Source organism: Rhizobium tropici CIAT 899 (assembly GCF_000330885.1).
GTDB lineage: Bacteria > Pseudomonadota > Alphaproteobacteria > Rhizobiales > Rhizobiaceae > Rhizobium > Rhizobium tropici.
In genome coordinates this window covers 2,755,670-2,773,372 of record NC_020059.1, presented here as the reverse complement: position 1 = coordinate 2,773,372, position 17,703 = coordinate 2,755,670, and the positions used below count along the sequence as shown (strand labels likewise).

13 protein-coding genes are annotated in these 17,703 nt (G+C 60.4%); 2 read left to right on the top strand and 11 right to left on the bottom strand.

The genetic code is table 11. The annotated features are described in order from the left end of the window. Positions 1-29: 29 nt before the first annotated feature. From RTCIAT899_RS13660 to RTCIAT899_RS13635, 6 genes are all read right to left on the bottom strand, one after another. Complete coding sequence (locus RTCIAT899_RS13660) at positions 30-3,350, bottom strand: efflux RND transporter permease subunit (protein WP_015340829.1); 3,321 nt, start codon at positions 3,348-3,350, stop codon at positions 30-32. A 14-nt stretch (positions 3,351-3,364) separates the two neighbouring features. Then, a complete protein-coding gene (locus RTCIAT899_RS13655; protein WP_015340828.1) occupies positions 3,365-4,555 on the bottom strand; it encodes an efflux RND transporter periplasmic adaptor subunit in 1,191 nt (396 codons plus the stop codon). A gap of 492 nt (positions 4,556-5,047) precedes the next feature. Further along, positions 5,048-6,016 (bottom strand): ABC transporter substrate-binding protein, encoded by a 969-nt coding sequence (locus tag RTCIAT899_RS13650; RefSeq protein ID WP_041677634.1) that lies wholly within the window; start codon positions 6,014-6,016, stop codon positions 5,048-5,050. A 55-nt stretch (positions 6,017-6,071) separates the two neighbouring features. Further along, complete coding sequence (locus RTCIAT899_RS13645; protein WP_041677633.1) at positions 6,072-7,205, bottom strand: ABC transporter permease; 1,134 nt, start codon at positions 7,203-7,205, stop codon at positions 6,072-6,074. Then, positions 7,202-8,089, bottom strand: coding sequence for an ABC transporter permease (locus tag RTCIAT899_RS13640; protein ID WP_041677632.1), 888 nt, complete (start codon positions 8,087-8,089; stop codon positions 7,202-7,204). Before RTCIAT899_RS13640 ends, RTCIAT899_RS13645 begins: the two co-directional genes overlap by 4 nt. 72 nt (positions 8,090-8,161) lie before the next feature. Further along, positions 8,162-8,953 carry an ABC transporter ATP-binding protein gene (locus tag RTCIAT899_RS13635; RefSeq protein ID WP_015340824.1) on the bottom strand — a complete coding sequence of 264 codons (792 nt, stop codon included), beginning with the start codon at positions 8,951-8,953 and terminating at the stop codon, positions 8,162-8,164. Between the two features lie 124 nt (positions 8,954-9,077). On the opposite strand from RTCIAT899_RS13635, the gene RTCIAT899_RS13630 reads away from it, so the two are divergent. Next, entirely contained in the window at positions 9,078-9,491 is a 414-nt protein-coding gene (locus RTCIAT899_RS13630; protein ID WP_015340823.1) for a cupin domain-containing protein, read from the top strand. A gap of 135 nt (positions 9,492-9,626) precedes the next feature. Here RTCIAT899_RS13630 and hydA read toward each other — a convergent pair whose 3' ends face one another. Then, positions 9,627-11,081, bottom strand: a complete 1,455-nt coding sequence (gene hydA / locus RTCIAT899_RS13625) for a dihydropyrimidinase (protein WP_015340822.1) — start codon at positions 11,079-11,081, stop codon at positions 9,627-9,629. 48 nt (positions 11,082-11,129) lie between these two features. Further along, positions 11,130-12,383, bottom strand: a complete 1,254-nt coding sequence (locus RTCIAT899_RS13620) for a Zn-dependent hydrolase (RefSeq protein WP_041677631.1) — start codon at positions 12,381-12,383, stop codon at positions 11,130-11,132. 308 nt (positions 12,384-12,691) lie between these two features. Here RTCIAT899_RS13620 and RTCIAT899_RS13615 point away from each other — a divergent pair, with 308 nt between their 5' ends. Further along, on the top strand, positions 12,692-13,336 hold the full coding sequence (locus RTCIAT899_RS13615) for a TetR family transcriptional regulator C-terminal domain-containing protein (RefSeq protein ID WP_015340820.1): 645 nt from the start codon (positions 12,692-12,694) through the stop codon (positions 13,334-13,336). Between the two features lie 135 nt (positions 13,337-13,471). Here the strand turns inward: RTCIAT899_RS13615 and preA are convergent, their stop codons facing one another. The 3 genes from preA to RTCIAT899_RS13600 all read right to left on the bottom strand — a co-directional run bounded on the left by preA (position 13,472) and on the right by RTCIAT899_RS13600 (position 17,670). Then, a complete protein-coding gene (preA, locus tag RTCIAT899_RS13610) occupies positions 13,472-14,785 on the bottom strand; it encodes an NAD-dependent dihydropyrimidine dehydrogenase subunit PreA (RefSeq protein WP_015340819.1) in 1,314 nt (437 codons plus the stop codon). A gap of 13 nt (positions 14,786-14,798) precedes the next feature. Then, positions 14,799-16,157 (bottom strand): NAD(P)-dependent oxidoreductase, encoded by a 1,359-nt coding sequence (locus tag RTCIAT899_RS13605; RefSeq protein ID WP_015340818.1) that lies wholly within the window; start codon positions 16,155-16,157, stop codon positions 14,799-14,801. A gap of 481 nt (positions 16,158-16,638) precedes the next feature. Continuing rightward, the gene (locus tag RTCIAT899_RS13600) at positions 16,639-17,670 is read right to left on the bottom strand and encodes a sensor histidine kinase (protein WP_015340817.1); all 1,032 of its coding nucleotides are present in this window, start codon (positions 17,668-17,670) and stop codon (positions 16,639-16,641) included. Positions 17,671-17,703 lie beyond the last annotated feature (33 nt).

Genomic DNA, 17,703 nt, shown 5'->3' with positions numbered 1-17,703 from the left:
TCTTTATTTCCATATCCGCTGAGACTGATTTATTCTGCCGCGAAGGGCGGCAGCTTTAGGACATTCGTACCCACGGATCTGCTTCTGCCATCCTTGTTCTCGATGGCTTCAAGCCGCTCTTCCAGGCTGGTGAGCGACTGGCGGTTTTCGTTGACGGCGACGGCCAAGCCTTCCTTGGTGATGACCTCGTCATCCACATCCTTCCTTCCGACAAGCCTGCCGAAGAGATAGCCGAGCAGACGGGACAGGTCGTCCATGATGAGGAAGAAGGACGGCACGACCACCAGGCTGAGTACCGTCGAGACGATGATGCCGCCGATCACCGCAATCGCCATTGGTGCGCGGAAGGAGCCGCCTTCGCCGACGCCGAGAGCTGATGGCAGCATGCCGGCCGACATGGCGATTGAGGTCATGATAATCGGACGGGCACGCTTGCGGCCGGCTTCGACCACCGCTTCCAGCCTCGGCATGCCCTGATGCATCATCTCGATGGCGAAATCGACCAGCAGAATAGCGTTCTTCGTCACGATACCCATCAGCATCAGAATGCCGATCATGACGGGCATGGACAGCGCGTTGCCGGTCATGATCAAGGCCAATGCCACGCCGCCGATCGCTAGTGGCAGCGAGAGCAGAATGGTGAAAGGCTGGATCACATCCTTGAACAGCAGGATCAGCACGGTCAGAACAAGCATGAGGCCGAGCAGCATGGCATTGCCGAAGCTCTGCTGCATTTCCTTCTGGACCTTGGTATCGCCGCTTTCGGCCAGATGCACGGTTGCGGGAATCTTGGCGTTGTTGACGATTTCGAGGAAATGCTCGGATGCCGTATCCAATGCCACACCTTGCGGCAGGTCGGCGCCGATGGCGACCACGCGGAAGCGATTGTTGCGCTTGATGGACGACAGGCCTTCGGAATAGTCGATGTCAGCCACGCTCGACAGCGGCACGGTATTGCCGGTGGCAGTCTTGATACGCAAGGCGCGGATCGCCGCCAGGTCTCGGCGCATGCCGAGCGAGGCCTGAACGCGGATCGGAATCTGGCGGTCGTCGAGCGAGATCTTCGCAAGCGAAGCGTCGATGTCGCCGATGGTCGCAACGCGGATCGTGTCGGAAATCATCTGCGGCGTGATGCCGAGGCGCGCGGCCTCGTCTTTGCGCGGATAGATCTGCAGTTCCGGCCGCGGCAGGGCGCCGTCGGCGCTGACATTGGCGAGCGCCGGGTCGGTACGCAGCTTGGCTTCCAGGATGCCGACGGCCTGGTTGAGATCCTTCTCGCTGCGCGAGAGGAAGTTATAGGTCAGGTCGCGATCGCCGCGGTCGTTCAGCTTGGTGATGCGGACGTCGGGAATGGAGCTCAGCTTTGCAAAGACTTCCTTCTCGATGTCCCATTGCGGGCGTACGCGCCCGTGGACGGTGACCTTCGGCAGGTGAGGGCCGATGACGGGGAGCGAACCGAGGACGTCGTTCACCAGCTTTTTCGCCAGCGACTGATCGAGCTTGCCGAGCGTCAGCGTCACGGTAGCGCGGCGCAGTTCCAGATCGCCCTTCGGCGAGGCGCCGCCGAGCACGAAGACGCTTTCGACACCATCTATGCTTTTCACGCGCCGATAGATTTCGTTGGTCGCCTGTTCAGTATCATCGAGCCGGGCGTTCGGCGGCAGTTCTGCCGACAGAACGATGCGCGAGGCGTCTTCCGGCGGGATGAAGCTGCCGGGAACGAACATGATGAGAGCGAAGACCGATGCGATCGAGAAGGCGAAAGCGGCAAGCAGCGTCGGATAACGCGTGTACCACTTCTTCGTCGTCAGCCGCACCAGCCAGCTATAGCCGCGCATGAAGCGGCCGTCATTGTCGTGATGATCGTCGACGCCATCTTCGGCGCGCATCAGATAGGCGGCCATCATCGGCGTGATCAGACGCGCTACAAGCAGCGAGAAGAACACCGAGAAGGCGACCGTCAGGCCGAACTGAATGAAGTACTGGCCCGGAATGCCCGGCATGAAGGAGACTGGCACAAAGACCGCGATGATGGTGAAGGTCGTCGCGATAACGGCGAGACCAATTTCGTCTGCAGCATCGATGGCGGCGCGATAGGGCGTCTTGCCCATCTTGATGTGGCGGGCGATGTTCTCGATCTCGACGATGGCATCATCGACGAGAATACCGGTCGCCAGCGTCAATGCCAGGAAGCTGACAAGGTTCAGCGAGAAGCCGATCTGGTTCATGATCCAGAATGTCGGGATCGCGGAGAGCGGCAGAGCAACTGCCGATATCAGCGTCGCACGCCAGTTCCGCAGGAACAGGAACACCACGATGACGGCCAGTATGGCGCCTTCGATCAGCGTGTGCATCGCGGATTCGTAGTTGCCATAGGTGTAGTAGACGGAGTCGTCGATCATCTCGATCGAGACGTTCGGATTCTCTGCGCGCACCTTGTCGAGCGTGTCGGCAACCGTCTTGGCGACCGTCACCTCGCTGGCGCCCTTGGCGCGGAATACGCCGAAGGTGACGACGGGGGCGCTGTTGAAGCGCGAAAAGGACTTCGGTTCCTGATAGGTGTCCTTGATGGCGCCGAGATCGGAGAGCTTGACGAAGCGGCCGTTGGTCAGAGCGATCGTCGTATCGGCGAGCTGGGCGACGTTGCGGGCGTCGCCGAGCACGCGGATTGCCTGCTCGCTGCCGGCAACCTGGCCGCGGCCGGAGCCGAGATCGATATTGGTGCTGCGAAGCTGCTGGCTCACCGAAAGCGCCGTTATGCCATAGGCGTTCAGCTTGTTCGGATCGAGCTCGATGCGCACTTCACGGTCGGCGCCGCCATAGCGGTCAACGCGGCCAATGCCTGCCTTGCCCTGAAGCGCGCGCTTGACCGTATCGTCCACATACCAGGACAACTCTTCGAGCGTCATGTTCGGCGAGGACACGGCAAAGCTCTGGATCGCCTGGCCGACGACATCGACCTTGGAGACGATCGGCTCGTCGATGGTCGACGGCAGATTGCCGCGGATGCGGTCGATCGCATCCTTGGTATCCTGAACGGCCTGCTCGGTCGGCACTTCCAGCCGGAAGACGACGACGGTCTGCGATTGGCCGTCCGTGACGGTCGACTGGATTTCGTCGATGCCGTTGATGCTGGCGACGGCGTCTTCGATCTCCTTCGTTACCTGCATTTCGAGCTCGGCCGGCGAGGCGCCGCTCTGCGTCACGGTGACATTGACGATCGGCACGTCGATGTTCGGGAAGCGGGTGATGGGCAGATTGAAGAAGGCGTGCGCGCCCACCACCATCAGCAGGAAGAAGCCGAGGAGCGGGGCGACCGGATTTCGAATGGACCAGGCGGAGAAGTTCATCTTGCCGTTCTCGCTCAGTTGGAGGCTTGCGACGCGTCGCGCACAGGCGTGATATGGTCGCCGTCGCGAACATAGGCACCGGCCTTGGCGACGACGTCATCGCCCGCTTTCAGGCCTTTGAGAATCTCGACATAGCCAGCGTCCTGAATGCCTGTCTCGACAGTCACGAACTTGACCACGCCATTCTCGACCTTGCGGACGGACGAGCCGTTTTCCTCGCTGTTGACGGCCGTCAACGGCAGGGCGACGCCATCTTCCTGGCGAATGATGATCTCGGCGCTGCCATACATGCCGGCGCGCGCCTTCTCGCCATCGTCGATCGTGATATGCACCGCGCCGAGGCGGGTGACGGGGTCAACGATCGGGGCGACGAGACGGACAGTTCCGGTAAGCTTCTCGCGGCTGCCGGAGAGCGCGATGGACGCCTTCTGACCGATCGTGATCTTGGTGATATCACTCTCGGAGACATCGACCACCAGTTCCAGCTGGCTGTCGCGGATGATGGTGAAGAGCGGATCGCCATTGCCGTTTGCAATAGCCCCGACGCGGGCATTGCGCGATGCGACGGTGCCTGCCACCGGGGTCTTGATGCCGGTGCGGGCAAGTTTCAGATCCGTATCGGCGATCTGGCTATCTGTGACCTTGAGATCGGCCTCCGCAACGGCGATCGCCTGTTCGGCGGAAACCACGCGCGCCTTGTTGGCGGCAGCCGAAGCATTGGCCTGCTCCACCGAGGAGGTCGACATGGTGCCCTTGGCGCCCATGGCAACGGCGCGCACGCGCTGCAATTCGGCTTCTTCGGCATTGGCGCGGGCTTCTGTTAGCTGAGCGTGCAATTGCGCCAGGCTTGCCTCTCCCTTGGCCCGCGTCGCCTGCATCTGGCTCTTCTGCAGGATCAGCGCGTCGTCGTTCAGCGTGGCAAGCGTGCTGTTCGCCGTCACCTTGTCGCCGACATCTGCATTGAGCGAACGGATGGAGAGGCCATCCACCTGTGGCTGGATATAAACCTCTTCGACGGCCTTCACCGTGCCGGTCGCGACGACCTTGTCGGTCAGGTGGCGCATTGCGGCTGTGGTGATGACGATTGCGGGGAGATTTTGCTTCGGCGTGGTAACGGCGGCCTGCTCTGCCATGGCAGCGGTAGCGGCCAGCAGGGAAAGCAGAATGGCGGTCGTGCTCAGAAGTCTAAACGGCGTGAAGGCCATGCGTCCGGTTCCAGTTCGGCATTGGTCAAAGGGATTTCGCTGTTTTCCGTCGCGAGCACGGGAGATCACTGCATGCGAGCCGGCTTCCCCGGCGGATGACTGCATAATTCCCTAAATCGAATCGATCCAAGGATAAAATTATGCAGCAGATTTAAAGTGTTACAGCGACCTTTGTGCGTCATATTTGACGCGCGGCGCTGTCATATCCGTCTGTCATGCCTTGCAGGTCCTCATCCTAAAATCGCCCTTGTAGATGGGAGCGGTTTTCAATTCTCGCAAGATCACGAGAAAATGATTTCGCGGGCATTTCTATCGTCTACAACCATGCGAAGCAATCACGGCATTGTGATGTCAGCATTCGAATAATTGATAGGCGAGGCTTTTCAGGCAATTCCTGCGAGAAAGCCAGCCTTTTGTGGCTGCTGTTACAAAATGAAAAAAACGCGCGAGGCCGCAATCCTCGCGCGTTTTAGACTCTGTGATTGCTTCAGCCTACTTCAGAGCAGCGTCCGTGATCTCATGCGTATAGGCGCCCGACGGCTTCTTGTTGATGATCTTCTGGTCGAGCAAGGCTTCGGCCGTGCGGTCATAGGTCTTCATGTCGAGCTTGCCGTTGCCGATAAGCTTGGCGACTTCGCCGGCCATGCGCTTCTGGTGGTTTTCATCCTGGCCGCCATTGTCCATGACGATTTCGGCGGCTTCGTCCGGATGCTCGACGGCATATTTCCAGCCCTTCATCGACGCACGGACGAATTTCACCATATCGGCCTTGAATTTCGCATCCTTCAGCTTGTCTTCCTTGACATAGAGGCCGTCCTCCAGAAGGTCGTTGCCGAGCTTGGTGTAGTTGAAGACGGTCAGGTCTTCGGCCTTGAAGCCGGCATCGATCGCCTGCCAGTACTCGTTATAGGTCATGACGGAGATGCAGTCGGCCTGCTTCTGGACGAGGGGCTGGACGTCGAAACTCTGCTTCAGAACGTTGACGCCATCCTTGCCGCCGTCGGTCTTCAGGCCGAGTTTGTGCATCCAGGCGAAGAAGGGATATTCGTTGCCATAGAACCAGACGCCGAGGGTGTGCCCCTTGAAATCCTTCTCCGTCTTGACCGGGCCATCCTTCGGGCAGATCAGCTCCAGACCGGATTTTTCGAAGGGCTGGGCGATGTTGATGAGCGGCACGCCCTTTTCGCGGGCAACCAGCGCACCGCCCATCCAGTCGACGATGACATCGGCGCCGCCGCCGGCGATCACCTGTTCCGGAGCGATATCAGGGCCGCCCGCCTTGATATCGACATCGAGACCTTCTTCCTTATAGAAGCCTTTGTCCTTGGCGACGAAATAGCCGCCGAACTGAGCCTGGGCTACCCATTTCAGCTGCAGCGTCAATTTATCCGCCGCCATCGCGCCCTGGGTGGCGGCAAGCGTCATGGCACTTGCCATCAATGCAAACATTATTTTTTTCATGTCTTCACCCTTTCCCTCTGAAGTTATGCCTCGATCCCTTTGAAGAGATCCTGGATTACGCCTGCCCACCACGGATAGACGGATGCCAGAACGTCACCATTCGTTCGATGATGGCGACGATACCGTAAAAGACCGAGCCGGCGATCGCGGCAACCGCGATCTCGGCCCAGACCATATCGAGATTCAACCGGCCATTTTCGGTTGAAATGCGAAAGCCCATGCCCGACATGGGCGTGCCGAAGAACTCCGCCACGATGGCACCAATCATCGCCAGGGTCGAGTTGATCTTCAGCGCATTGAAAATAAAGGGAGCGGCGGCCGGAAGCCGCAGCTTGAAGAGCGTCTGCCAGTAGCTCGACGCGTAGGTCCGCATCAGGTCGCGTTCCATATTGCCGGCGGCGGCGAGGCCCGTCACGGTGTTCACCAGCATTGGGAAGAAGGTCATGATGACGACGACGGCGGCTTTCGATTGCCAGTCGAAGCCGAACCACATGACCATGATCGGCGCGACACCGATGATCGGCAGGGCCGAGACGAAATTGCCGATGGGCAGCAGACCGCGGCGCAGGAAGGCGAAGCGGTCCGCGAGAATGGCGACGACGAAGCCGCTCGCGCAGCCGATGATGTAGCCGATCAGGACAGCGGTAAGGATCGTCTGGCGGACATCGATCCACAATGTCGGAATCGAATTGGCGATTCTGGCGCCGATGGCGCTCGGCGGCGGTAAAAGGACTAAAGAAACACCGGCGCCGCGTGTGACGGCTTCCCAGATGATCAGTATCCATATGCCGAAGATCGCCGGGATCAGCAGCCGCAGCGTATAATTGCCGGCGGTCGAATGCGAACGCATCGACGACAGGACGGAAACGCAACGCCAGGCCAGCAACCAGGCGGCGGCAATCAAAATGAAGAAGGACGCTTGCGCCTTGCCTTCATTGCCGGAAATTCCGGCAATCAGCAGCCATCCCGCCGCATGCGCGCCGAAGAAGAGTGTCGCCGCGCTCAGATCTGCGGATAGGCGCATGAAGGAGAGGGCGGCCGCTGCGACAATCAGAATGAAGATGACGAAGGTCGTTCCGCTGCTGACGGGTGCCGCGGCATCCGCCGCAAGCAGCGGCAAGGCGGGGATCGCCAACAGACAGAAAAGAATGGCAAGCATGCCTTGCCAGGAGAAATGAAAGGATCTCATGCCGTTCTGCCTCCCATCGAACGGTCGACGATGCGGGCAGCGATGCTGACGATACCGACGAGGACCGCCGCGAGGACGGAGCCTGCGACGAGAGCGGCCCATATATCGATCGTCTGGCTGTAATAGGAGCCGGCGAGCAGTTTTGCGCCGATGCCGGCGACCGCGCCCGTCGGCAGCTCGCCGACGATCGTTCCGACCAGGCTTGCGGCAATCGCAACCTTCATGGAGGTGAAGAGGAAGGGGACCGAAGCCGGCACGCGCAACTTCCAGAAGGTCTGCCAGCTGCTGGCATTATAGGTGCGCATCAGGTCGAGATGCATGATTTCCGGCGAGCGCAGGCCCTTTGTCATGCCGACGGTGACCGGGAAGAACGACAGATAGGTGGAAATCAGTGCTTTCGGGATCAGTCCGTCTATGCCAAGGGCACTGAAGACGACGATGATCGTCGGCGCGATGGCGAGGATCGGAATCGTCTGCGACGCGATGATCCATGGCATCAGACTGCGGTCGAGTGCGACGAGGTGAACGATGCCGACGGCGAAGAGAACGCCGAGGATCGTGCCGAATGCGAAGCCGACCGCAGTCGGCGCCAGCGTTATCCACGCATTGTAGACGAGGCTGCGGTTGCTTGTCGGCACTCGCAGGAAAGTGTTTTCGAAGACATTCTGCGCAACCTGATGCGGTGCCGGCAGGGTCGGCTTCGGCTGCGACAGCGTCTTGCCGATGAATTCCAGCGCCGTCGGCGTGACATTGCCGCGCCGGTCCAGATCGCGCTGGAACGGTGCATTAAGAGCGGCGGCGAAGACATACCAGAGCAGGATGATCGCCAGGACGATCGTCGTGACCGGCAGGAACTTGTGCTTGAAGAACTGTTCCTTTTCCATGCTCATTCCGCCCCCATGCATCGGGGGAGGGCTAGGGTGAGGGGCCATCGCGCGACGGAGCTATCCATCATCCTATTCCTCATAACTGTGCCCCGCTCTCAGTCCTTCCCGGACGCGGTGAGCGATTTCCAGGAATTCCGGCGTTTCGCGAATGTCGAGCGGCCGCTCTGCCGGAAGCGTCGATTCGATGACATCGGTGACGCGGCCCGGCCGCGGCGACATGACCACGATCTTCGTCGAGAGATAAACCGCTTCCGGAATGGAGTGGGTGACGAAGCAGATGGTCTTGTTCGTCTGCTTCCAGAGTTTCAGAAGTTGCTCGTTCAGGTGATCGCGGACGATTTCGTCCAGCGCACCGAAGGGCTCATCCATCAATAGCAAATCGGCATCGAAGGCCAGCGCGCGGGCGATCGAGGCACGCTGTTGCATGCCGCCAGATAGTTGCCAAGGGAACTTGTGCTCGAAGCCGTTGAGATTGACGAGGTCGAGGGTCCGCGCGATGCGCTTGGCTTGCTCTTGCCTGTCGTAGCCCATGATTTCGAGCGGCAAAGCGATGTTCTTCTCGATCGTGCGCCAGGGATAGAGGGCTGCGGCCTGGAAGACATAACCGTAGGCGCGGGCCTTGCGGGCATCTTCCGGCGACATGCCGTTGACGCTGATATCGCCTGATGTCTTGCGCTCGAGATCGGCAATGACGCGCAGAAAGGTGGTCTTGCCGCAGCCCGAGGGACCGATGAAGGAGACGAAATCGCCCTTGCGAACATCGAGATCGACATTGCTCAGCGCATGAACCGGCCCATCGTTCGTATCGTAGGTGAGACAGAGATTCCGCGCGGAGACGACGGAGGAAGCGGATGACGTCATTAACACCTACCAGTCCTGTTTTCGCCGCATGGTTGGGGCGGATTGCGTGTTATCCTGTCTGGCATTGCCGCAGTCCGGAGAGGCGAGAGCGCCTTGTGGCTGCTGGACCGAGGGGAGCAATGCCATGAATGTCTCATCGAAGCCCACCTGCCGTGTCGTGCGGCCCGGCAGCGCCTATGCCGGAAAACAGGGCCTCAGCTATTTCGAAGGGATTGCCGCCGAGACAGTGGGTTCGACGGGGATCTGCATGCATCTTTTGACGATCCCGCCCGGCGCCCGCGCCAAGGCGCATCTTCACGCTTCGCATGAGACGGCGATCTATGCGATTTCCGGCGAGACGCATTGCTGGTTCGGCGACCGGTTGGAAGAACACGTCATCGTCCGCGAAGGCGAAATGTTCTATATTCCGGCCGGCGTCCCGCATCTTCCCGCCAATCTCAGCGACCGGCCGGCGACAGCGGTCATCGCCCGCACCGACCCGAACGAGCAGGAAAGCGTCGTCCTGCTGCCGGATCTGGAGCGGTATGTGCCGCGCTAGAGCCGTTTCGCTTTTCTTCGAATCGCGAAAATGCTCTATCTTTTTGTCTTTACGCAATTCCGGACGGCAAACCGCTGCGCATTTTTCCTGGAATTGCTCTAGGCGGCCGATGAGCCGAAGCGCCGTGCCCAAGCGTCATACCCCGCTGGCGGGGATGCCGCTGCGCTGCACCTTGCGCGGCGCAGTGACTTCTTTCCAGGTCGAAAGCGCGCGGTTGACGGCGGTGAAGGGATCGCGCCTGACGAACTCGCCATGGCCCTCCTTCGTCTTCACCGTGCCTTCCTCGATGGCGACCACGCCCCGCGTCAGCGTATAGCGCGGCAGGCCGGTGACTTCCTTGCCCTCGAAGACATTGTAGTCGATCGCCGATTGCTGCGTCTTGGCGGCGATGGTCTTCGAGCGCTTCGGATCCCAGACGACGATATCGGCATCGGCGCCGACGAGGATCGCGCCCTTCTTCGGATAGACGTTGAGGATCTTGGCGATGTTGGTCGATGTGACGGCGACGAATTCGTTCATCGTCAGGCGGCCGGTGTTGACGCCGTAGGTCCAGAGCATCGGCAGGCGATCCTCAAGGCCGCCGGTGCCGTTCGGGATCTTGGTGAAGTCGTTGAGGCCGAAGCGCTTCTGCTCGGTGGTAAAAGCGCAGTGGTCGGTCGCGACCACTTGCAGCGAGCCGGAGGCAAGGCCGGCCCAGAGGCTGTCCTGATGCTGCTTGTTGCGGAAGGGCGGCGACATGACGCGGCGGGCGGCATGGTCCCAATCCGGATTGGCATATTCGCTTTCGTCGAGCGTCAGGTGCTGGATCAGCGGCTCGCCATAGACGCGCATGCCCTTCTGACGGGCGCGGCGGATGGCTTCGTGCGCCTGTTCGCAGGACGTGTGGACGATATAGACGGGCGAACCGGCCATGTCGGCGATCATGATGGCGCGGTTCGTTGCCTCGCCTTCGACCTCGGCCGGGCGGGAATAGGCATGCGCTTCTGGGCCGTTATTGCCTTCGGCCAGCAGCTTTGCTTGCATCTGCGCGACCACATCGCCGTTTTCGGCGTGAACGAGCGGCAATGCGCCAAGTTCGGCGCAGCGCTGGAAGGAAGAGAACATCTCGTCGTCGTCCACCATCAGCGCGCCCTTATAGGCCATGAAGTGCTTGAAGGTGTTGATGCCCTTGTCGCGGACGATGGCTTCCATCTCGTTGAAGACCTGCTCGCCCCACCAGGTGATCGCCATGTGGAAGGAATAGTCGCAGGTGGCGCGGGTGGACTTGTTGTCCCACATGGTCAGCGCCTCGAGCAGCGACTGGCCGGGTGAGGGAAGTGCAAAATCCACCACCATGGTCGTGCCGCCGGCAAGGGCAGCGCGGGTGCCGCTCTCGAAATCGTCGGAGGAATAGGTTCCCATGAACGGCATTTCGAGATGCGTGTGCGGATCGATGCCGCCGGGCATGACGTAACAGCCAGAGGCATCGAGTACTTCGTTGCCCGAGAGATTCTGCCCGATTTCGACGATCTTGCCGCCTTCGACCTTCACGTCCGCCTTATAGGTCAGGTCGGCCGTGACGATGGTTCCACCCTTGATGACTGTGCTCATGGCGCATGCTCCAGATGTGTTAGGTTCCGATGCTGGGAGCCGTGGCCGTCAGGCCACGATCTCCGCCGTCTCGACGACTGCGTGGAACAGCACGTCCGCGCCGGCGGTCGCCCATTCCTTGGAGATTTCTTCCGCCTCGTTGTGGGAGAGGCCGCCGACGCAGGGGCACATGACCATGGTGGCGGGGGCGACCTTGGCAGCCCAGCAGGCATCGTGACCGGCGCCGGAGATGATGTTCATATGGCTGTAGCCGAGTTTCTCGGCCGCGTTGCGCACGGAAGTGACGAGCTTCGGATCGAAGGTGACCGGTTCGAAATGGCCGATGGCTTCGACCGAGCAGCCGACGCCGAGGGCATCGGCGATCTTTTTGCCTTCGGCTTCGATCTTGGCACGCATGCGATCGAGCTTTTCCTTGTCGGGCGTCCGGATATCGACGGTGAAGACCACCTTGCCCGGCAGGACGTTGCGCGAATTCGGCGAGAGGAAGACCTGGCCGACGCCGCCGACGGCCCCCGGCTGATTCTCCATCGCAACGCTCTGCACCATCTCGATGATCCGCGACATGGCAAGGCCGGCATTGACGCGCAGATTCATCGGCGTCGAGCCGGTATGGGCTTCCTTGCCGGTCAGCGTGAATTCCAGCCACCACAGGCCCTGACAGTGCGTGACGACGCCGATGGTCTTGTCCTCGGCTTCCAGGATCGGGCCCTGCTCGATGTGATATTCGAAATAGGCATGCATCTTGCGGGCGCCGACCTCTTCGTCGCCAAGCCAGCCGATGCGCTTCAGCTCTGCGCCGTAGGTCTTGCCGTCCGGGTCCTTGCGGCCATAGGCATAGTCCAGTGTGTGCACGCCGGCAAAGACGCCGGAGGCGAGCATCGCGGGTGCGAAGCGTGCGCCTTCCTCGTTGGCCCAGTTGGTGACGACGATCGGGTGCTTGGTCTTAATGCCGAGGTCGTTCATCGTGCGGACGACTTCGAGCGCTGCGAGCACGCCGAGGACGCCGTCATACTTGCCGCCTGTCGGCTGGGTATCGAGATGCGAACCGACATAGACGGGGAGCGCAGCCGGGTCGGTGCCGGCGCGGGTGGCGAACATCGTACCCATCTTGTCGACGCCGACGGTCAGGCCGGCTTTGTCGCACCATGTCTTGAAGAGGCTGCGTCCTTCGGCATCGGCATCGGTCAGCGTTTGGCGATTGTTGCCGCCGGCAATGCCGGGGCCGATCTTCGCCATGTCCATCAGCGTATCCCAAAGGCGATCGCCATTGATACGCATGTTTTCTCCTGGCGCTGCCACCATGATGCAATCCTCACCTGTTTGTCCTGGGGCACGCAAGGCGCATGCCCGAAATTGTTCCCGTTGGTCTTATTTCAAATTCCGGAGCGTCGTCTTGTTTTTCTTGCCCGGAAATCGCCAGTTGCCTTTAGGAGACATCTGACGGATAATTTGACCGATTGGTAAACATTACAACTTCCGTGGCGCGGCTCAAGACGAAAAGCACGAAAAATTCCGATAAAATTTCAGGCGATTGCCGAAATCCGACGCATCGACAGGGTGAATGAGGGAACGGCCGAAAGGCTTGGATTTCAAGGAGAAACAGAGCAGATATGGCCATCCCCAGAGCCGCCAGGACGCAGCGCCGCACCCGTATCCAGGAAGAGAAAGAGGAAATCATACTGGAAGCCGCGCTCGACGTATTTTCCGTCAGCGGCTTTCGGGGCTCGACCATCGACCAGATCGCCGAGGTCGCCGGCATGTCGAAGCCCAATCTCCTTTATTATTTCCGCACCAAGGAGGCCATGCATCGGGCCTTGATCGACCGGGTGCTGTTTACCTGGCTGGAGCCTCTGCGCGCTTTCGATGCCAACGGCAATCCCGAAAGCGAAATCCGCTCCTATATCCGCCGCAAGCTTGAGATGGCCCGGGATTTTCCGCGCGAAAGCCGGCTTTTCGCCAATGAAATGCTGCAGGGAGCACCGCATGTGGAGGACGAGCTGCGCGGACCTCTGAAGGCTCTCGTCGACGAGAAGGTGGAAGTTATCCGTGCCTGGGCAAAGGCCGGCAAGATCGCCAAATGCGATCCCTATCACCTGATCTTTTCGATCTGGTCGACCACGCAGCATTACGCGGATTTCGACGTGCAGGTGCGCGCCGTGCTTGGTGACGAGCATTCGGGTGAGGGGCGCTTCGAGGATGCCGCCCGCTATCTGGAACAGCTTTTCGTCGACGGGCTTCGGATTCGCCATAGCTGAGCGGCGGTGCGATGCCGGAAGCATAGCGGTGCATATCGCAGGTGAACGAGCTAAAGTTCCCTGATTCGATCGTGCGGACCTTGGCTATGAAAAAGGCGGCCGCACCAAGCTGCGACCGCCTTTTGAATGCTGTTATTATTCCGCCGCCTGCCGCGCCATCGGATTGTTCGGATGGGTCGTCCAGTTGGCATAGTTCGGGTCGACGACCTTGCCGGTGCGCTTGTCGAGGGCGCCTGCCGGAAGCTCTTCCATCGTGATGCAGTTCTCGACCGGGCAGACGTTGACGCAGAGATTGCAGCCGACGCATTCCTCTTCCATCACCTCGAAGCGCCTGACGCCATCGACGAAGTTGGTGATCGCCTGGTGCGAGGTGTCCTCGCAGGCGATGTGACAGCGGCCGCACTTGATGCAGGCATCCTGGTCGATCTTCGCCTTGGCGATGTAGTTGAGGTTGAGATACTGCCAGTCGGAGACATTCGGCACGGCGCGAGCGACAACATCGTCCAGAGTACGATGGCCCTTTTCGTCCATCCAATCGGAAAGGCCCGTGATCATCTCTTCGACGATCTTGAAGCCGTAGGTCATGGCCGCCGTGCACACCTGCACGTTGCCGGCGCCGAGCACCAGGAATTCCGCCGCATCGCGCCAGGTGGTGATGCCGCCGATGCCCGATATCGGCAGGCCATAGGTTTCCTGATCGCGGGCGATCTCGGCCACCATGTTCAGCGCGATCGGCTTGACGGCCGGGCCGCAATAGCCGCCATGGCTGCCCTTGCCGCCGACAGTCGGGTTCGGAGCGAAATTATCGAGGTCGACCGAGACAATCGAGTTGATCGTGTTGATCAGCGACACGGCATCCGTGCCGCCGGCCTTGGCGGCGCGAGCGGGCTTGCGGATATCGGTGATATTCGGCGTCAGCTTGGTGATGACCGGCATGCGGGTGTATTGCTTGCACCAGCGCACGACCATTTCGATATATTCCGGCACCTGTCCAACTGCGGAACCCATGCCGCGTTCGGACATGCCGTGGGGACAGCCGAAATTGAGCTCGATGCCGTCGGCTTCAGTTTCCTCGACCAGCGGCAGGATGGCTTTCCAGGCCTGTTCCTCGCAGGGCACCATGATCGAGGCGATCAAGGCGCGATCCGGCCAGTTCTTCTTCACCTGCTTCATTTCGCGCAGGTTGGTATAGAGGTCGCGGTCGGTGATCAGCTCGATATTGTTGAGACCGAGCAGGCGGCGGTCGGCGCCCCAGATCGCGCCGTAGCGCGGGCCGTTGACGTTGACGACGGGCGGGCCTTCCTCGCCGAGCGTTTTCCAGACCACGCCGCCCCAGCCTGCCTTGAAGGCGCGCTCGACGTTGTAGGCCTTGTCGGTCGGCGGCGCGGAAGCCAGCCAGAACGGGTTCGGAGATTTGATGCCAACGAAATTATTGCGGAGATCAGCCATGTCGGTTCTCCTTTCAGGCGACAGCAACGGCCGGCGTGGCGGCAGCGAGCGCACGGTTGATGGATTCGGCCGCGTCGCGACCCTGTGCCACGGCCGAGACCGTCAGGTCATCGCCGCCAAGCACGCAGTCGCCGCCGGCCCATACGCCTTCAATCGAGGTCCGGCCTTCGCTGTCGATGGCGATGCGGCCGGCCTCCATACGGAGGGCTCCGAGGCCCGAGGCTTCGAAGGTCTGGCCGATCGCCTTGAAAATCTGGTCGGCGGCGATGACGCCGACATCGCCTGTGCCGGTAAGCTTGCCGTCGCGCAGTTCGGTATATTCGACCTCGATACCGGCGACCTTGCCATCCTTGTCGAGGATGCGCTTCGGGGCCAGCCAATGACGGATGATGACGCCCTTGGAGGCGGCCAAGTCCTGCTCGAATTCCGAGGCGTTCATGTGCTCCTTGCCGCGGCGATAGCAGATCGTCACTTCTTCGGCGCCAAGCAGTTTTGCCTGTACAGCCGCATCGATCGCGGTCATGCCGCCGCCGAGAACGACGACGCGGCGGCCGATGGCGATATCGGCCTTGTTGCCGGCCTGGCGAAGGTCGGCGATATAGGCGACGGCATCGGCGACACCATCGAGATCCTCGCCTTCGGCGCGCAGCGCGTTGACGCCAGCAAGGCCGAGGCCGAGGAAAACGGCGTCATATTGCTGGGAGAGGTCGGAAAGGCTGAAATCGCGGCCGAGCGCCTGGCCGTTCCTCACCTCGATGCCGCCGATGGCGAGTACATAATCGACTTCCTTCTGGGCGAAGTCGTCGACCGCCTTGTAGGTGGCGATGCCGTATTCATTCAGGCCGCCGGCCTTTTCGCGGGCATCGAAGATGGTAACGTCATGGCCCTTCACGGCGAGACGGTGCGCGCAGGCAAGGCCGGCCGGGCCGGCGCCGATGACCGCGATCTTCTTGCCGGTGGATGCGGCGCGCGCATAGAACTGCTTGTTCTCCGCCATCGCCGTGTCGGTCGCATAGCGCTGCAGCCGGCCGATCTCGACCGGGCGCTCTTCGGCAGTGTTGCGCACGCAAGCCTGCTCGCAGAGCTGTTCGGTGGGACAGACGCGGGCGCACATGCCGCCGAGGATGTTCTGATCGAAGATCGTCTTGGCAGAGCCGATCGGATTCCCCGTCGAGATCTGGCGGATGAACATCGGAATGTCGATGGAGGTGGGACAGGCCGTCATGCACGGCGCGTCGTAGCAGAAATAACAGCGGTCGGATGCGACCAGCGCCTCATGCTTGGTGAGGCGCGGGTGAAGATCGGAAAAGTTTGCATCATATTCGGCGGGCGTGAGCCTGCCTTTATGAATCCCAGTTTCCAGTCGTCCCATTGAAGTTCCCTCTTATAGTAAACGGCTAGTGCTGGAACGGTAACTCAGCTTAAAAAATTTATCAAACGGTAAAATTTTGGAGGCAAAGCGTGCCGCTGGGCGTTCTTCAGCCATGGAAGGACTAATTCAGGAGGGCGCCCGATCATTGCTTTAAGCATATGATTTAAATAGACTTTTACTTTCTTGGAGCAGGGCTCCAAAGAGATCGGGGCGCGATGAGGATGACGAGCACCCGCCTTTGGGCCGATACGCGTCATCTCTGCGGTCGCGCTGAAATGTGAAAGACTGATGAATTTTTTTGGGTCTGCATGGAACCAAGGCCGTGCAGCATCGTTATGTCGATGTCCTGACGATGATCGCATCTCCCGATGCACGCCCAATACGTCTCAGGACTTTTACTCACGGTCCCCTCCCGATGAGTGCAAAGCAGCCAGTGCGCCGCCCTCGCACTGGCTGTTTTATTTTGTCGCTGTTATCAGCCTTAGCGGCGTCTCAGGATTTCATATTCAGTTTCGGGAATGGTGATCCGATAGCCGATGCTTCCGTCGTCAATGGCGAAGTCGGCGCGGCCGTTCATGGATGTCGGTACGACACGCTCGAGCACCGTTCGGCTGAAGCTGTTATCTTCGAACTCGTGATCAGAGGGTGTGTAGAATCGTTCCGACCATGCCACTTCGATCGCCTTCTTGCCGTCGAGTTCGGCTTCCCTGCAGTTCAGCGTGATGCTGGTTGCACCGGTCGAGATGGCGCCGTGAGATGCGGAATTGACGATGAGCTCATGCAGAGCAAGGCCCAGATGCACGGCCGCATTGGGCGTCAGATGGGCGTTGATGCCATAGATCGGCATCGGAACGCCGGCATCGGGCCAATAGGGCGCGAACTGCTTTTCCGCCAGTTCGAAGAGATAGGCGCCTCGCCAGCTGGAATCGGTGATGAGATCCTGCGAATTCGACAGGGATTGCAGGCGACCGCGGAACTTGATGAGGAAATTGTCGACCGAAAGCGTGTGGCGGGCCGTCTGCGTGGCGATACCCTGAATGATGGCGAGCAGGTTCTTGGAGCGGTGCGACAGTTCGCGCAGCAGCGACTTCAGCACTTTTTCGCGGTGGCGGCTTTCGGTGATTTCCGAGATGACCGACAGCACGCCTTGCGGCTTGCGCCCGCCGACCCGCTCCATTTTAAGTTCATAGATGCGTATGCCGTCGCCGCTGGCGATCTCGACCTCGGCGGTTGCCGGCTTGCCGCTGTCGAGCACGCCGCGCTTCAATCGGGAAAGATGCTCGCCGTCCTTTTCGCCGAAGAGATGTGAATCATTCCCGCCTATGACGACAGACGGCTGTAGATGATCCGGCAGATTGTCGGCATAACGGATCGAGAGATTTACATCCTGAAACAGAACGGACACACTGGCGCTCGCGAGCGCCCGCTCCATCAGAGCGGCCTTGCCTTCCAAACTCAAAGGCGCGCCGGGTAATGGTTCAGACGTATTCACCGGCTTGCCTTTCACACGCATTTTGGGAACCCCGCCGATAGGGTGTTCCCATTC

What these genes read in the sequence shown, in the direction of transcription:
- RTCIAT899_RS13650 (WP_041677634.1), bottom strand. Translation starts at nt 6,016, where the DNA reads ATGAAAAAAATAATGTTTGCATTGATGGCAAGTGCCATGACGCTTGCC.
- RTCIAT899_RS13655 (WP_015340828.1), bottom strand. Translation starts at nt 4,555, where the DNA reads ATGGCCTTCACGCCGTTTAGACTTCTGAGCACGACCGCCATTCTGCTT.
- RTCIAT899_RS13635 (WP_015340824.1), bottom strand. Translation starts at nt 8,953, where the DNA reads ATGACGTCATCCGCTTCCTCCGTCGTCTCCGCGCGGAATCTCTGTCTC.
- RTCIAT899_RS13605 (WP_015340818.1), bottom strand. Translation starts at nt 16,157, where the DNA reads ATGGGACGACTGGAAACTGGGATTCATAAAGGCAGGCTCACGCCCGCC.
- RTCIAT899_RS13645 (WP_041677633.1), bottom strand. Translation starts at nt 7,205, where the DNA reads ATGAGATCCTTTCATTTCTCCTGGCAAGGCATGCTTGCCATTCTTTTC.
- RTCIAT899_RS13600 (WP_015340817.1), bottom strand. Translation starts at nt 17,670, where the DNA reads ATGCGTGTGAAAGGCAAGCCGGTGAATACGTCTGAACCATTACCCGGC.
- RTCIAT899_RS13640 (WP_041677632.1), bottom strand. Translation starts at nt 8,089, where the DNA reads ATGGAAAAGGAACAGTTCTTCAAGCACAAGTTCCTGCCGGTCACGACG.
- preA (WP_015340819.1), bottom strand. Translation starts at nt 14,785, where the DNA reads ATGGCTGATCTCCGCAATAATTTCGTTGGCATCAAATCTCCGAACCCG.
- RTCIAT899_RS13620 (WP_041677631.1), bottom strand. Translation starts at nt 12,383, where the DNA reads ATGGTGGCAGCGCCAGGAGAAAACATGCGTATCAATGGCGATCGCCTT.
- hydA (WP_015340822.1), bottom strand. Translation starts at nt 11,081, where the DNA reads ATGAGCACAGTCATCAAGGGTGGAACCATCGTCACGGCCGACCTGACC.
- RTCIAT899_RS13660 (WP_015340829.1), bottom strand. Translation starts at nt 3,350, where the DNA reads ATGAACTTCTCCGCCTGGTCCATTCGAAATCCGGTCGCCCCGCTCCTC.
- RTCIAT899_RS13630 (WP_015340823.1), top strand. Translation starts at nt 9,078, where the DNA reads ATGAATGTCTCATCGAAGCCCACCTGCCGTGTCGTGCGGCCCGGCAGC.
- RTCIAT899_RS13615 (WP_015340820.1), top strand. Translation starts at nt 12,692, where the DNA reads ATGGCCATCCCCAGAGCCGCCAGGACGCAGCGCCGCACCCGTATCCAG.